Annotated in this window: 12 protein-coding genes; 1 reads left to right on the forward strand and 11 read right to left on the reverse strand. The window is 65.1% G+C overall.

Translation table 11 applies throughout. From position 1 onward, the window contains the following. Positions 1-63: 63 nt before the first annotated feature. The 9 genes from DCG74_RS02180 to cobS form a co-directional block, all read right to left on the reverse strand. Complete coding sequence (locus DCG74_RS02180; RefSeq protein WP_172786557.1) at positions 64-1254, reverse strand: ABC transporter substrate-binding protein; 1191 nt, start codon at positions 1252-1254, stop codon at positions 64-66. A 280-nt stretch (positions 1255-1534) separates the two neighbouring features. Next, the gene (locus DCG74_RS02185) at positions 1535-4702 is read right to left on the reverse strand and encodes an efflux RND transporter permease subunit (RefSeq protein WP_172786556.1); all 3168 of its coding nucleotides are present in this window, start codon (positions 4700-4702) and stop codon (positions 1535-1537) included. Further along, complete coding sequence (locus tag DCG74_RS02190) at positions 4699-5898, reverse strand: efflux RND transporter periplasmic adaptor subunit (RefSeq protein ID WP_172786555.1); 1200 nt, start codon at positions 5896-5898, stop codon at positions 4699-4701. The genes DCG74_RS02185 and DCG74_RS02190 overlap by 4 nt, the downstream gene beginning before the upstream one ends. A gap of 284 nt (positions 5899-6182) precedes the next feature. Further along, the gene (locus tag DCG74_RS02195; protein ID WP_172786554.1) at positions 6183-6590 is read right to left on the reverse strand and encodes a hypothetical protein; all 408 of its coding nucleotides are present in this window, start codon (positions 6588-6590) and stop codon (positions 6183-6185) included. A gap of 202 nt (positions 6591-6792) precedes the next feature. After that, the gene (locus tag DCG74_RS02200) at positions 6793-7905 is read right to left on the reverse strand and encodes an NADH:flavin oxidoreductase/NADH oxidase (protein ID WP_172786553.1); all 1113 of its coding nucleotides are present in this window, start codon (positions 7903-7905) and stop codon (positions 6793-6795) included. Between the two features lie 236 nt (positions 7906-8141). Beyond that, the gene (locus DCG74_RS02205) at positions 8142-9227 is read right to left on the reverse strand and encodes an esterase-like activity of phytase family protein (protein WP_172786552.1); all 1086 of its coding nucleotides are present in this window, start codon (positions 9225-9227) and stop codon (positions 8142-8144) included. Beyond that, complete coding sequence (gene cobT, locus DCG74_RS02210; RefSeq protein WP_172786551.1) at positions 9224-11131, reverse strand: cobaltochelatase subunit CobT; 1908 nt, start codon at positions 11129-11131, stop codon at positions 9224-9226. Before cobT ends, DCG74_RS02205 begins: the two co-directional genes overlap by 4 nt. Continuing rightward, positions 11128-11538 carry an N-acetyltransferase gene (locus DCG74_RS02215; RefSeq protein ID WP_172786550.1) on the reverse strand — a complete coding sequence of 137 codons (411 nt, stop codon included), beginning with the start codon at positions 11536-11538 and terminating at the stop codon, positions 11128-11130. The genes cobT and DCG74_RS02215 overlap by 4 nt, the downstream gene beginning before the upstream one ends. A 4-nt stretch (positions 11539-11542) precedes the next feature. Next, positions 11543-12541 (reverse strand): cobaltochelatase subunit CobS, encoded by a 999-nt coding sequence (cobS, locus tag DCG74_RS02220; protein ID WP_172786549.1) that lies wholly within the window; start codon positions 12539-12541, stop codon positions 11543-11545. 294 nt (positions 12542-12835) lie between these two features. Here cobS and DCG74_RS02225 point away from each other — a divergent pair, with 294 nt between their 5' ends. Beyond that, entirely contained in the window at positions 12836-13492 is a 657-nt protein-coding gene (locus tag DCG74_RS02225; protein WP_172786548.1) for a DedA family protein, read from the forward strand. A 20-nt stretch (positions 13493-13512) separates the two neighbouring features. Here the strand turns inward: DCG74_RS02225 and DCG74_RS02230 are convergent, their stop codons facing one another. Together DCG74_RS02230 and DCG74_RS02235 are read right to left on the reverse strand one after the other, a co-directional pair. Further along, positions 13513-13887: a nuclear transport factor 2 family protein gene (locus DCG74_RS02230; RefSeq protein WP_172786547.1), complete on the reverse strand. Its 375-nt coding sequence runs from the start codon at positions 13885-13887 to the stop codon at positions 13513-13515. Positions 13888-13930: 43 nt separating this feature from the next. After that, the gene (locus DCG74_RS02235) at positions 13931-14533 is read right to left on the reverse strand and encodes an NADPH-dependent F420 reductase (RefSeq protein ID WP_172786546.1); all 603 of its coding nucleotides are present in this window, start codon (positions 14531-14533) and stop codon (positions 13931-13933) included. Positions 14534-14598: the final 65 nt, after the last annotated feature.

Raw genomic sequence — 14598 nt, forward strand, 5'->3', positions numbered from 1 at the left:
AGCCTAGCATCACGCGGGCGTCGTGTCCCGGGCGCGCTGCAGCGCGTCCGGGACAGGAGAGCCTCACTTCGTCAGCGGGCAGCCGCTTTCCTTGGCGGTGAAGAAGGCCTTGTCACCGGGGACAGTGGCGAGCAGCTTGTAATAGTCCCAGGGCTTCTTCGACTCCGAGGGCTTCTTGACCTCGAACAGATACATGTCGTGGACCATGCGGCCGTTCTCGAGCACCTTGCCGCCCTGCGCGAAGTCGTCGTCGACCGGCAGCTCCTTCAGCTTCTTGGCGACGGCATCCGGATCCTTGGTGCCAGCGGCCTTGACCGCCTTCAGGTAGCTCAGCGTCGCCGAATAGGTGCCGGCGTGGATCATGCTCGGCATCCGCCCGGTGCGCTTGAGGAAGCGCTCGCCGAGATGGCGCGTCTTGTCGTTGAGATCCCAGTAATAGCCCTCGGTCAGCACCAGACCTTGCGCGGCCTGAAGGCCGAGGCCGTTGACTTCGGCGAGCGTCATCAGGAGGCCGGCGAGCTTCTGGCCACTGGCGACGATGCCGAATTCGGACGCCTGCTTGATGGAATTGGTAGTGTCGAGGCCGGCATTGGCGAGGCCGACGATCTTCGCCTTCGAGCTCTGCGCCTGCAGCAGGAAGGACGAAAAGTCCGAGGAGTTGAGCGGCACGCGCACCGAGCCGACCACCTTGCCGCCATTGGCGGTGACGATCTCGCTGGTGTCCTTCTCCAGCGCGTAGCCGAAGGCGTAGTCCGCGGTGAGGAAGAACCAGGTGTCGCCGCCGGCTTTGGTCAGCGCACCGCCGGTGCCGACGCCGAGCGCGCGGGTGTCGTAGGCCCAGTGAAAGCCATAGGGCTGGCAGGCATCGCCTGTCAGCCGCGAGGTCGCGGCGCCGACGACGATGTCGATCTTCTTCTTTTCCTTGGAGAGTTCATGGATCGCGAGCGCGACCGAGGAGGTCGTCAGCTCCGTGATCATGTCGACATTCTCGACGTCGTACCAGCGCCGCGCGATCGAGCTGGCCAGATCCGGCTTGTTCTGGTGGTCGGCAGTGACGAGCTCGATCTTCTGGCCGAGCACCTCGCCGCCGAAATCCTCGATCGCCATCTTGGCCGCTTCGACCGACCATTTGCCGCCGTAATCGGCATAGACGCCGGACTGGTCGTTGAGGATGCCGATCTTGACGCCTTGCGCGGATGCGGGAACCGCAATCAAGAGGGCCGAGGCCGCTGCGGCCCAAAGTGCTGATTTCATATGTTTATCTCCAGCATTCTTCTGTGAAATCGCGCGGATGATAGTGAAGAACCCCGCGGGCGCCCATCCATTTCATATTGGTCGTTAGTATGGGATTCTGCGCGCTCCGTCGTCCCGGGGCGCGCGTAGTGCGAGCCCGGGACCCATAACCACAGGATCGAGTTGGACGAAGACTCGGAGTTACCGCTTCGCCCAACGCTTTCTCCCTGGGGTTATGGGTCCCCGCCTTCGCGGGGACGACGGCGGAGAGTGAGGATAAGCCTGTGGCCACCACTTGCACTTAAGGGGCCACCACCTCCGGCTTCTTGTCGCGCCGCCCTTCCGCGAGGTTCCGCACCACGACGTAGAAGATCGGCGTGAACAGCAGGCCGAACAGGGTGACGCCGATCATGCCGAAGAACACGGCGACGCCGACGGCCTGGCGCATCTCCGAGCCGGAGCCGGTCGAGATCACCAGCGGCAGCACGCCGAGAATGAAGGCGAACGAGGTCATCAGGATCGGCCGCAAGCGCAAGCGGCAGGCGTCGATGACGGCCTCCAGCCGCGGCTTGCCTTCGTTCTCGATGTCGCGCGCGAACTCGACGATCAGGATCGCGTTCTTCGCCGCCAGTCCCACCAGCACCACGAAGCCGATCTGGGTGAGGATGTTGACGTCCTGGCCCATGATGCGCACGCCGATGGTGGCGGCGAGCAGGCACATCGGCACGATCAGAATCACCGCGAACGGCAGCGTCCAGCTGCCATATTGCGCGGCGAGCACGAGATAGACGAACAGCACGCAGATCGGAAATACGTAGAGCCCGGCATTGCCGCCGGTAATCTGCTGATAGGACAGGTCGGTCCATTCGAAGGTGAAGCCGCTCGGCAAGGTGTCGTTCGCGAGCTGCTTGATGGCGTTGAGCGCGGTGGTCGAGCTGGTGCCCGGCGCCGGCTCGCCCTGGAGCTCGGAGGCTGCGTAGAGATTGTAGCGCGCGACGCGGTCGGGTCCCGAGACGTCCTTGAACTCGACCACGCTGCCGAGCATCACCATATCGCCGGACGCATTGCGCGTGCGCAGGCGCGCGAGATCGCTCGGCTCTTTTCGGTACGGGAAGTCGGCCTGCGCGGTGACGTGATAGGTGCGGCCGAACAGGTTGAAGTCGTTGACATAGGTCGATCCGAAATAGGTCTGGATCGTCTCGTTGATGTTGGAAATGGGGACACCCAGCTTCTGCGCCTTGGTGCGGTCGATGTCGACGAAGAGCTGCGGCGTGTTCGCCGTGAACGGCGAGAACACCGAAGGGGCGAGCAGCGAGGGCGATTTGCGCGCGGCGGCGACGAGCTCGTCGGTGGCCGCAGCGAGCATTTCAGGCCCGCGGCCCTGGCGGTCCTGGATGCGGATGGCAAAGCCGCCGCCGGTGCCGATGCCGGGCACGGCCGGCGGCGGAATCACGATGATGAAGGCGCCCTGGATCGCGGACAGCCGCTTGCGCAGCTCGCCCGTGATGGCGGTGGCGGACAGGCCCTTCTTCAGCCGCACCTCCGGCTCGTCGAACACAGGGAATAGCGCCGCCGCATTGCCGGCCTGCGTGCGGGTGGCGCCGGAGAAACCGGCAAAGGCAGCGACGCGAACGATGCCCGGCGTATCCAGCGAGATCCGCTCGATCTCGCGCACGACCTCGGTGGTGCGCGCCAGCGACGCCGCGCCCGGCAATTGCACCGATATGATGACGTAGCCGCGATCCTGCGCCGGGATGAAGCCCTGCGGCGTGGTCGCGATCAGCCAGCCGGCGCTGCCGATCAGCACGACGTAGAACAGCAGCATCACCACCGAATGCCGGATCACGAAATTGGCGAGGCCGGCATAGCCATGCGAGAGCCGGTCGAACAGACGGTTGAACACGCCTGTGAACGCATTCCAGCCGCGCGCAATGACATTCCAGCTCGCCGGCGGCCGCTTCTCCTCATGCGGCGTGAGGATCTGCGAGGCCAGCGCGGGCGAGAGCGTCAGCGAGCAGAAGCAGGAGATCGCGGTCGCGACCGCGATGGTGACGGCGAACTGCTGGAAGAATTGCCCGGAAATGCCGCCGAGGAACGCGGTCGGCACGAACACCGCGCATAGCACCAGCGCAATCGAGACCAGCGCGCCGCCGACCTCCTCCATCGTCTTCAGCGCGGCATCGCGACGACTGAGGCCGTGCTCGAGATGGCGCTCGACATTCTCGACCACGACGATGGCGTCATCGACCACGATGCCGACGGCGAGGACGAGGCCGAACAGCGTGAGATTGTTGATGGAGAAGCCGAGCGCCGCCATCACCGCGAAGGTGCCGACCAGCGACACCGGGATCGCGATGATCGGAATGATCGCGGGCCGCCAGCCCTGCAGGAACACCAGCACGACGACGACCACGAGCAGCATGGCCTCGTAGATGGTCTTGATCAGCTCGTGGACGGACTGGGCGATGAACTCGGTCGGATTGTAGCCGATATTGTAGTCGAGGCCCTTGGGAAAGCTCTCCTTGAGCCTCGTCATGGTGTCGGAGATGTTTTTTGCGGTCGCGAGCGCGTTCGAGCCCGGCCGCTGCGTTACCAGCATGGCCACCGCCGACTTGCGCAGCAGGAAGCTGTTGGTGGAATAGGCCAGCGCCCCGAGCTCGATGCGGGCGACGTCGCGCAAGCGAACGACGCGGCCGTCGGAGCCTGCCTTGATCAGGATGTCCTCGAACTGCTTCTGGTCCTTCAACCGCCCGGTGAAGGTGAGGTTGGGCTGGAAGGCGCGGTCGACGATCGGCGGCTCGGCAATCTGGCCACCGGCGATCTGCACGTTCTGGGCGCGGATCGCCGCCAGCACCTCGGCCGACGTCAGTCCGAGATTGGCGATCCGGTCAGGGTCGAGCCACAGCCGCATCGAATAGTCGCGCGCGCCGAAAATCTGGATGTCGCCGACGCCGTCGATGCGCAAGAGCTGGTCGCGGACCTGCAGCAGGGCGTAGTTCGAGATGTAGAGCTGGTCGAACGTGTCGTCAGGCGACAGCATGAACACGACCATCAGGATGTCGGGCGAGTTCTTGCGCGTGGTGACGCCGTTGCGCTGGACTTCTTCAGGGAGCCGCGGCTGCGCGATGGCGACGCGGTTCTGCACCAGCACTTGCGCCTTATCGAGATCGGTGCCCAGCTTGAAGGTGACGGTGATGGTGAGCTGGCCGTTCGAGGTGGCCTGGCTGTAGAGGTACAGCATGTCCTCGACGCCGTTGATCTCCTGCTCGATGGGAGCTGCGACCGTGTCGGACACGGTCTGCGCCGAGGCGCCGGGATATTGCGTGGTGACGACGACGGTCGGCGGCACCACTTGCGGATATTCGGAGACCGGCAGCGTCGTGTAGGCGAGCGCGCCGACGATCAGGAGCACGATCGACAGCACCATCGCGAGGATGGGCTGGTTGATGGAGAGACGGCCGAGATTCATGGCTTGCCACCGGCTGGGGCTTGCGCGGTCTGGGGAGCGACCTTGGCGCCGACGCGGGCGCGCTGGATGCCGTTGACGATGACGCGGTCGTCGGCCTTCAGCCCGTCACGGATCACACGCAGGCCGTCGTCGAGCGGTCCGAGCACCACGGGGCGTGCCTCGACCGTGTCGTCAGGCTTGACCACGAAGATGATCTTGCGGGACTGGTCGGTCGCGATCGCAACGTCCGGAATCAGCAGCGCCTCGTAGGGCGCGCTGCCGATCAGGCGGACGCGGCCGAACTGGCCGGGCAGGATCGACAGATCGGTGTTCTTGACCACCGCGCGGCTGCGCAGCGTGCCGGTCGAGACGTCCAGCCGATTGTCGAGGAAATTGACGGTGCCCTCGTGCGACGGCTTGGTCTCGCCGGCGAGAGTCACTTGCACCGGGTTCGCCGTATCGCGCGAGCTTGGCCGCCGCCCCTCGAACCACAGCTTGCTGTATTTGATGAACGTTGCCTCATCCATGTCGAAATAGATGTAGATCGGATCGAGCGCGACGATCGACGTGAGCAGCGTCGAGGTGCCGGTGTCGCTGCCCTGCACGAGATTGCCGGGGCTGACGAGATGGCGGCTGACGCGGCCGGTCAGCGGCGCAGCCACATGCGTGAACTCGATGTTGAGCTTGGCAGCCTTCAGCGCGCCTTCGGCCTGCATCTCGGCGGCGTGCGCGGCCTGCAGGGCCTGGCGGCGCTGGTCGACGACCTGCTCGGAGACTGCGCTGGTCTGCACCAAATTCAGACCACGATCGAGCTCGCGCTTGGCAAGCTCGACTCTTGCCCGTGCGTCGGACAGCTGGCCCTCCGCCTGAGTGGCCACCGCCTCGAACGGGCGCGGATCGATCACGTAGAGCAGATCACCTTGGCGCACGATGGCGCCGTCCTGAAACTCGACCGAGTTGACGAAACCGCCGACCCGCGGCCGCACCTGGACCTCCTCCACCGCCTCGAAGCGGCCGGTGAACTCGTCCCAATCGGTGACCGTGCGCTTGACCGGCTGGGCGACCGTCACCGGCGGCGGTGGCGGGGCCGCAGCCTGCGATGCCGGCTTGTCGCAGCCGGACAGGGCGAATGCCGCGGCGAGAAGCCCGGCGATTGCGCTGACCTGAACGAAATCGTGCTTTTTGATCAACTGCCTGCTTCCGTCCGGTCCGCTCATCCCCAGGTCCTCGCATCCAAGCCGCAGGAAATGCAGGGTACGCCTCTACCTGCGGGCGTCACAAGATGGGCAGCAAAGATGAACTCTTCAAGACCGATGCGCTTGCAATGCTTCGAACGATGCCCTGACCGGATGACGGGTTGACAGGGAGAGAGACGACGCAGTGAAAGGCCGTCGAGGCTGGCCAGACCCTGCCGTGAAGGACCGGGCTCTCGGACTTGCGAGCTTTTCCCGCGGCCATCCATCGAGATGCCCGCTTCAGGCGGGCGCGTCATGAGAGAGAGCTACTTCCGAAGCCTAGCCTTGGCGCCGGCGACGATCTGCATGGCGACGCCGGCAATCCAGCCGACCAAGACGAGCCAGGTCCAGGCCATGTGCGGATCGAGCCGGAGCACGATCACGGCGACCGAGGCAAAGGCGGTGAGCGTGGCGCACAGCGTGCCGGCGGCGCTCATGAGCTCGGCGGCGTCGATCTGGCTGTGCGCATCGTCGAAAGGCATCTGCGGCGTGTCGATGCCGAGATAGAAGCCGATGCCGCCGAGCAGCATCATCAGCAGCAGGAAGCCCTGCGTGGTGAGAGTGGGGATCGCCGAGCCGACATAGGCGCCGACGAACAATCCGCACGCGGCCCCCGCCATGGCAAGACCGACGCGCTCGAACACATGGGCGGTTTTACGAACACGAAAATGCATGGCCAGCCTCCGCGAGGCGTTGAATGCTGAGAGGTTAGGCCAGTTTTGCGGTGGGTGGAAGGCGAGGAGTTTTACGGATGCGTGACGGGGGTGAGAGCGAGCGCAACACACTCAGCAATCGTCCTGGACAAGCGCGCGGAGCGGAGCGCAGATCCGGGACGACAGCGGAGCTTATAGCGCCGTCATCGCACCACACTCGCCCTCACCGCGCCCCGAACGTGGTCTTGCCGAACAGCGCCTTCTGCGTCGAGGGCTGCGAGCGCCAATATTGCGGCGGCGCCTCGACCATTCCGCCGAGCTCGGCGGCGGCGTGCCAGCCCCAGCGCGGATCGTAGAGCAGGCCGCGGGCAATCGCGACCATGTCGGCCTTGCCCGATGCGACGATCTCCTCGGCGTGCCTGGCTTCGGTGATGAGGCCGACGGCGATGGTGGGCAGGCCGGTCTCGCGCTTGATCGCCTCTGCAAACTGCACCTGATAACCGGGGCCGAGCGGGATTTTCTGCAGCGGCGAGACGCCGCCGGAGGACGCATCGATCCAGTCGACGCCGCGCGCCGTCAGCGCGTTCGCGAATTCGATGGTTTGCGCCAGATCCCAGCCGCCCTCGACCCAGTCGGTCGAGGACACCCGTATGCCGACCGGCTTGTCAGCAGGGAACGCGGCGCGCACCGCGTCGAACACCTCCAGCGGAAAGCGCATGCGGTTCTCGAGGCTGCCGCCATATTCATCGGTGCGCTTGTTGGAGATCGGCGAAAGGAATTGATGAATCAGATAGCCATGCGCGCCATGGACCTCGATAGCGTCGATGCCGAGCCGCGCGGCGCGCTTGGTCGAATCGACGAAGGCCTCGCGGATGCGCTTCAGGCCCACCGCATCCAGTGCTAGCGGGGCGGCCTCGCCCTCCTTGTGCGGCACCGCCGACGGCGCCACCGTCCGCCAGCCGCCCTGCCCTTCCGGAATCAATTGGCCGCCGTCCCAGGGGCGCGCGCTCGAAGCCTTGCGGCCGGCATGGGCGAGCTGCATCGCGATCGCGGTGGAGGAATGCTTGCGCACCGAATTGAGGATCTGATGCAGCGCGGCCTCGCAGGCATCGCTGTAGAGCCCGAGGCACCCCGGCGTGATGCGGCCGATCGCCTCGACATGCGTCGCCTCGATGCAGAACATCGCCGCGCCCGACAGGCTGAGATTGTTGATGTGGGTGAAGTGCCAGTCGGTGGCGACGCCGTCCTCGGCCGAATATTGGCACATCGGCGACACCACGAGGCGGTTCTTCAAGGTCAGGCCGCGCAGCTTGATCGGGGAAAACAGGGCGCTCATGCGGGGAGTTCCGGAGGATGGAGGGGCAATGCGAGAAGAGTGTAGTGAGGGACGCGCGGATTGCTAGTTGCGCGGCGGGAATGGCGGGTACCCACAGCGTGCATTTCCGCAATGCCGGTTTGACGCGAGCCAGACTTCCCATCGTCATTGCGAGCGCAGCGAAGCAATCCAGTCTGCCGCCCCGGAAAGATTCTGGATTGCTTCGCTGCGCTCGCAATGACGGGAGAGAGACTACCCTACTCCGCCAGCGTGAATTGCAGCAGCAGGGTTCGCTGCAGCATCGAGAAATTGTCGTCGGAGATCAGGGTCAGCACCGTCTCCCCCTCGGCCGTGACGTGGGCGTCGATGCCTTCCATGTTGTCGATCTCGTGGCCGAGATCGGCGGCGAACAGCGCGGGGCCATCGACCAGCGCACCGGGCGCGATTGCTTTCAGCGGGATCGCGCGGATGCGGATGTTGACGCCGGTGAACCAGGAGAATTTGCGTTCGAGGATGAGCAGTTCGCCGGAGGGAAGCAGCACGGCATCGCTGATGTCGTATTTCTCGGTACGCCGCACGCTGAACTGGCCGGGCGTGGGACCGCCGATCAGGAAGGCGATGAGGTTGCCGTCGGCATCGAGCCCGCGCTCGGAGAAGGCGATCAGGGTGCCGGCGAGCGGCAGGTTCTGGTCTTTGCCCTTGGGCACGACGACCATCGCCTCCAGCCCCTTGTTGGAGGGCAGCTTGCGCAAGGCGGCTGGGACGGCAATCACCTCGCCACGGGCGCGGGTGCCGCCCTTGGCAAAATCGTAGCGCAGGATCTGGTTGACGCGCTCGAGCCCGACATAGACGAGGCTGCCGTCGCGCGCGATCGATTCCGAATCCCACCAGAGGTGCTTTTCCGTGATCGGCCGCCCTTCGGCGCCGAGCAGCGGCGCGGCCTCGACGTCGGCAAGGCCGACCATGTCGCGGCCGGAATAGCGGATGCTGCCGGTGAACCAGCCGCCCTGGTCGGAGATCGCGAGGAAACGCTCGCCCTTGCCGTCGAGGAAGCGGAGGCCTGACAGGCCGCCGAAGCCGCGATAGGGCGAGGTCAGCACCAGGCCGCTGCGATAGTCCAGCGAGCCGAAGCGCGTGCGCGTGCGGTCGCGCGGCTCGAAATTGGGAATGCTGCGCGCGTTGACCTCGACGCTGACGGGCGCCGCGACGGCGTGCTCGACCTGAAGCGGGCGCGGTGGCGGCTCGGTCGCGGCTTGCGCCTGCGCGAACCTGGAGACTGCGAATGTGGAGAATCCCGCCGCGGCGTGCCTGAGAAAGCTGCGGCGGGATGAAATCGTGCTCACGAATGCAATTTGCGTCGCGGGCGACCGGCCGCTTGCGTTGGCGCCGTGTTGGTCTCGCTGAAGAGCTCGGCGAGCTTTTCGGTGATCGCGCCGCCGAGCTCCTCGGCGTCCACGATCGTCACGGCGCGGCGATAATAGCGCGTCACGTCATGGCCGATGCCGATCGCGATCAGCTCGACCGGCGAGCGGGTCTCGATCTCCTCGATGATATGGCGCAGATGCCGCTCGAGGTAGTTGCCGGGATTGACCGACAGCGTGGAATCGTCGACCGGCGCGCCGTCCGAGATCATCATCAGGATCTTGCGCTGCTCGGGCCGGCCGAGCAGGCGCTTGTGCGCCCAGTCCAGCGCCTCGCCGTCGATGTTCTCCTTCAGCAGCCCCTCGCGCATCATCAAGCCAAGGTTTTTGCGCGCACGACGCCAGGGAGCATCGGCCGACTTGTAGATGATGTGACGGAGATCGTTGAGGCGGCCGGGATTGGCCGGCTTGCCGGCGGCAAGCCACGCCTCGCGCGATTGCCCGCCCTTCCAGGCCCGCGTGGTGAAGCCCAAAATCTCGACCTTGACGCCGCAACGCTCCAGCGTGCGCGCGAGGATGTCGGCGCAGGTCGCGGCGACCGTGATCGGGCGGCCGCGCATCGAGCCGGAATTGTCGAGCAGCAGCGTCACCACGGTGTCGCGGAAGGTCGCCTCCTTCTCGTGCATGAAGGACAGCGGATGATAGGGATCGGTGACGACGCGCGACAGGCGCGCAGGGTCGAGGATGCCCTCTTCGAGGTCGAACTCCCAGGCGCGGTTCTGCTGCGCCATCAGGCGGCGCTGCAGCCGGTTGGCGAGACGGGCGACGATGCCTTGCAGATGTGCGAGCTGCTTGTCGAGATAGGCGCGCAGCCGCTCCAGCTCGTCATGGTCGCAGAGATCTTCGGCGGCGATGACCTCGTCGAACTTCGGCGCGAAGGCGTGATATTCCGGCCCGCGCGGCTCGTTCCTGCCGTGCTGGTTCGGGCGCGTCGCCTCGCCCGGCGTCTCGTCGTCGCCGAGCTCGCCGTCGTCGAAGGTGTCGGAGGTCGAGGCCTGCGCGCTTTCCATCGCGCTCTCGCTCATCTCCTCGGATGTTGCCTGCGCCTGGTCGGCGCTCATCTCCTGCGCGGCATCGGAATCGGGCGAGCCCTCGGCGCCGGACTGGTCATTGTCGCCGTCCTGGTTCTCCTCGTTCTCGTCGTTGTCCTCGCTGTCGGCGTTGCGCTCGTCGCCGAGCTCGAGCGCGGACAACAGATCATGCACGGCATCGCCGAACTTGGTCTGATCCTCGAGCACGCCGTCGAGCCGGTCGAGCCGCCTGCCGATCTTGTCTTCGAGGATCGGCCGCCAGAGGTCGACCATCTTCTTGGCCGCCGTCGGCGGCGCCATGCCGGTGAGGCGCTCGCGCACCAGCATCGCCAGCGCGTCCGCCAGCGGCGCGTCGGCGCGGTCGGTGATCTCGTCGAACTTGCCGCGGTGGAAATGGTCGTCGAGCATCGCGGTGAGGTTCTTGGCAACGCCCGCCATGCGGCGCGCGCCGATCGCCTCGACGCGGGCCTGCTCCACCGCCTCGAACACGCCGCGCGCCTGCGGATTGCCGGGCATCAGCTTGCGATGAACCTTGGGATCGTGACAGGCGATCTTGAGCGCGATGGAATCGGCGTGGCCGCGCACGATGGCGGCGTCACGCTTGGTCATCTTGCGCGCCGGCTCCGGAAGCCGCGCCTTGCCGGGCGCGAGGCCCGGCCGCTCGGCGGCGAAGGAGACATCGAGCTCGGGCGATTTCGCGATCGCCTTGAGACAGGAGGCGACCGAGCGCTTGAACGGCTCGGTCGGCGCTTCCTTGTTGTTGCGGAATTTGGAGTTGGATGATGATGTGCTCATAGCGACTTCGTAAACGAATGGCGCGTCACGCCGCCGGGATAGCCGTCGATGGTGCCGAATTCCTGATACCCGCAAGAACGATAGAAGCCCGGCGCCTGGAAACTCATCGTATCGACATGGGCCCGGATCGCGCCGAGCCGTCTTGCCTCGTCCTCGATCGCCGCGATCAGCTTCGTGCCGTGACCCTTGCCGCGCTGCTTCTGGTCGATCCAGAAGTACTGGATGAACAGAACCGTGGACCAGAGTTGCCCGACGATGCCGCCGACGATCTTGCGGCCGTCCTTCAGCGAAACCGCGATGCTCTTGACCTTCTGCTTCCCAAACTTCTCGTCGTTGTAAGCGCCGAGACCGGCGAGCACAGCCTTCTTGGTGGTACCAATGGTGCGCTCGACGGTGATGGCTGTCATGGGGTCAGCTGAGCGCCACGTTGACCGCCGATTCCGGCAGCTCCGCATTGAAGCAGCGCTGATAGAACTCGGCGACCAGGGGACGCTCGAGCTCGTCGCACTTGTTGAGGAAGGTGACGCGGAAGGCGAAGCCGATATCGCCGAAGATGTCGGAATTTTCCGCCCAGGTGATCACCGTGCGCGGGCTCATCACCGTCGACAGATCGCCATTGGCGAAGGCGTTACGGGTGAGATCGGCAAGGCGCACCATCTTGTTAACGATGTCGCGGCCTTCCTGGGTGCGATAATGCTTGGCCTTGGCCAGCACGATCTCGACTTCCTCGTCGTGGCTGAGATAGTTCAGCGTGGTGACGATCGACCAGCGGTCCATCTGGCCCTGGTTGATCTGCTGGGTGCCGTGATAGAGGCCCGAGGTGTCGCCGAGGCCGACCGTGTTGGCGGTCGCGAACAGGCGGAACGCCGGATGCGGCTTGATCACCTTGTTCTGGTCCAGGAGCGTCAGGCGCCCGGAGACTTCCAGCACGCGCTGGATCACGAACATCACGTCCGGGCGGCCGGCGTCGTATTCGTCGAACACCAGCGCGACGTTGTTCTGCAGCGCCCAGGGCAGGATGCCGTCGCGGAATTCGGTGACCTGCTTGCCGTCGCGGACCACGATGGAGTCCTTGCCGACGAGGTCGATACGGCTGATGTGGCTGTCGAGGTTGACGCGCACGCAGGGCCAGTTCAGGCGTGCCGCGACCTGCTCGATATGGGTGGATTTGCCGGTGCCGTGATAGCCGGTCACCATCACGCGGCGGTTGCGGGCGAAGCCGGCGAGAATGGCGAGCGTGGTGGCGCGGTCGAAGCGATAATCGGAATCGACTTCGGGCACGTGAGGATCGACTTCGGAATAGGCCGGCACTTCGAGATCGCTGTCGATCCCGAACACCTGGCGCACCGACACCTTCATGTCGGGCTGACCGGAAACTTCCTCAACTTTGGACAGGGCGGCGGTCGTCATCAATCCTCCGAGGTCCCGGGCGGTCCCGAAACCGGTTATTCGCACGTTGGCTGCGGCTGGGTGCTGAAAATCAACCTATCAGAGACAACGAGCCGGCAGAAGCCCGCCCACCAATCAAAGTTCCGTTGTCTTTTCATTTAGATAGGCAAGGAGCGCGGTTTTTGGAGGGCTGCCTTGCGAATCACGCCCAAATTCGGGCGGGTCGCGCCGTTCCGTGCGAATGGTTACTTTGGCCGTATGCGGGTACTTATGTAGGGTCCGAAGCTCCCATGCTCCAGCCCTTCAAGAGACGACGTGACGTCCTTTCTCGATCCCCTCATCGCCTTCGTCTCCGCCCATCCGTGGCTGGCCTACCTGACCCTGTTCCTGGCGGCGCTGCTCGAAGCCGTTCCGGTGGTGGGATCGGTGATCCCCGGCTCGACCATCATCCTGGCGCTGAGCGCCCTGGTCCCCGGCGGCGAATTGCAGCTGCCGTGGGTGCTGCTCGCGGCCGCAGCCGGCGCCGTGCTCGGTGACGGCTCGGCCTATTGGATCGGGCATAGGCGGCAGCGGGAAATCCTCAACACCTGGCCGCTGACCAATTATCCGCGCCTGGTCGCCGAGAGCGAGAATTTCTTCCACCGCTTCGGCACCTGGGCCGTGTTCTTCGCCCGCTTCGTGCCGCCGATCCGCGCCTTCGTGCCGGTGACCGCCGGCGCGCTGGGCATGGCGCCCGCGAAATTCTATGCCGTGAACATCCCGGCGATCCTGGCCTGGGCGCCGGCGCATGTGCTGCCCGGCGTGCTGGCCGTGTCGGCGCTGCACGAATATGCCGGGCTGCATCATCACGAACATGTCGGCAAGCACGTTTGGATCTTGACGGTGGTAGCCGTCGCGATCGTGCTGGGCGTAGCCGTGTGGATCTATCGCCGGCGGAATGGTGATGTCGCGGCGAAGACGCCGCAGGCCTAGTTCGGCAGCACGACTTGTTTTCACTGCGGCGGATTGAGCAACACCCAGAGCCGTGCGATTTTTCCACCTTCGACTTCGGCTACGTCGGCACCGGTCACTGCAATAGGGCCTTGCTCGGGTCCGGCATGCCAGGCCAGACGCGCCAAGCCATGATGCCCGACCGCAACCCCATCGGGTACGAACCTGAATGTCGGTCCGAACTGCTTCAGAAGCTCTCCGGCGACGCGCGATATCTCCAGGCGTCCCCGAACGATCTTCGTCGGCTCGTACATGACGGGCTCTTCAACGAACAACTCGGCAATGGCGGTCCGCCGCTTGTCCTCGTCCCGCTCGTTGAACACGCGCTCCAAATTGGCCCGTAGAAGTCGGTCGAAATCGATATCATTGGTGGTCATCTCGCAGCCTTTCTCATCTTGTTGGAGAACTTCCTCGAAGCCATCAACCGAACTTGACCAGGTTCAGCGCCGGAAGCGGACCGCCCGGAAACTGGGTCAGCCTGGCTCCGACCGCGAGCGAACCGAGATCGATGCCAAAGAATCCGAGCCGGTCGATCAGCGCGCCGACACTTGCCTTCGCATCGGCGTCGTCGCCCGAGTAGAACAGCACGCGCTTGCCGCCCTCGCTCGCCGGGTCTGTTGCGAGGAGCTGCGCCAAGAGATGATTGAACGCCTTCACCACCCGCGCACCTTGCACCAGATCGGCGAAAACTTCGGACGAGGCGCGACCACCGAGCTCCGCCGGCTTGAACAGCGGCGCCTCGATCGGATTGTTGGCGTCAACGACGATGCGCCCGCCGAATGGCGGCAGGCCGGCAAGCGCATCAGGCAGCTTCGACCAGTTGACCGCAACGAAGACGATATCCTTGGCCGCAGCTTCCTCGCGGGTGCCGGCGATCACGAGCGGACCGATCTCGGCCACGGTCGTCCTAAGACTGTCCGGGCCGCGGCTGTTGGACAGGGTCGCGGCGATGCCATTGCGCGCCAGTGCCTGGGCGATTGCGCGGCCAATATTGCCTGCGCCGATGATGCCGATGGTGGACATGGAATGCTCCGAGCTGTTTGGGATCAGGCGAGCTGATCGGTGGCCTAGAGATGACCCAAACATTG

Origin of the sequence: Bradyrhizobium sp. WBAH42 (assembly GCF_024585265.1) — a bacterium.
Taxonomy (GTDB): domain Bacteria; phylum Pseudomonadota; class Alphaproteobacteria; order Rhizobiales; family Xanthobacteraceae; genus Bradyrhizobium.

Bases quoted from the DNA above. Each gene is read 5' to 3' on its own strand.
- DCG74_RS02180 (WP_172786557.1), bottom strand. From the start codon at position 1,254: ATGAAATCAGCACTTTGGGCCGCAGCGGCCTCGGCCCTCTTGATTGCG.
- DCG74_RS02185 (WP_172786556.1), bottom strand. From the start codon at position 4,702: ATGAATCTCGGCCGTCTCTCCATCAACCAGCCCATCCTCGCGATGGTG.
- DCG74_RS02190 (WP_172786555.1), bottom strand. From the start codon at position 5,898: ATGAGCGGACCGGACGGAAGCAGGCAGTTGATCAAAAAGCACGATTTC.
- DCG74_RS02195 (WP_172786554.1), bottom strand. From the start codon at position 6,590: ATGCATTTTCGTGTTCGTAAAACCGCCCATGTGTTCGAGCGCGTCGGT.
- DCG74_RS02200 (WP_172786553.1), bottom strand. From the start codon at position 7,905: ATGAGCGCCCTGTTTTCCCCGATCAAGCTGCGCGGCCTGACCTTGAAG.
- cobT (WP_172786551.1), bottom strand. From the start codon at position 11,131: ATGAGCACATCATCATCCAACTCCAAATTCCGCAACAACAAGGAAGCG.
- DCG74_RS02215 (WP_172786550.1), bottom strand. From the start codon at position 11,538: ATGACAGCCATCACCGTCGAGCGCACCATTGGTACCACCAAGAAGGCT.
- cobS (WP_172786549.1), bottom strand. From the start codon at position 12,541: ATGACGACCGCCGCCCTGTCCAAAGTTGAGGAAGTTTCCGGTCAGCCC.
- DCG74_RS02230 (WP_172786547.1), bottom strand. From the start codon at position 13,887: ATGACCACCAATGATATCGATTTCGACCGACTTCTACGGGCCAATTTG.
- DCG74_RS02235 (WP_172786546.1), bottom strand. From the start codon at position 14,533: ATGTCCACCATCGGCATCATCGGCGCAGGCAATATTGGCCGCGCAATC.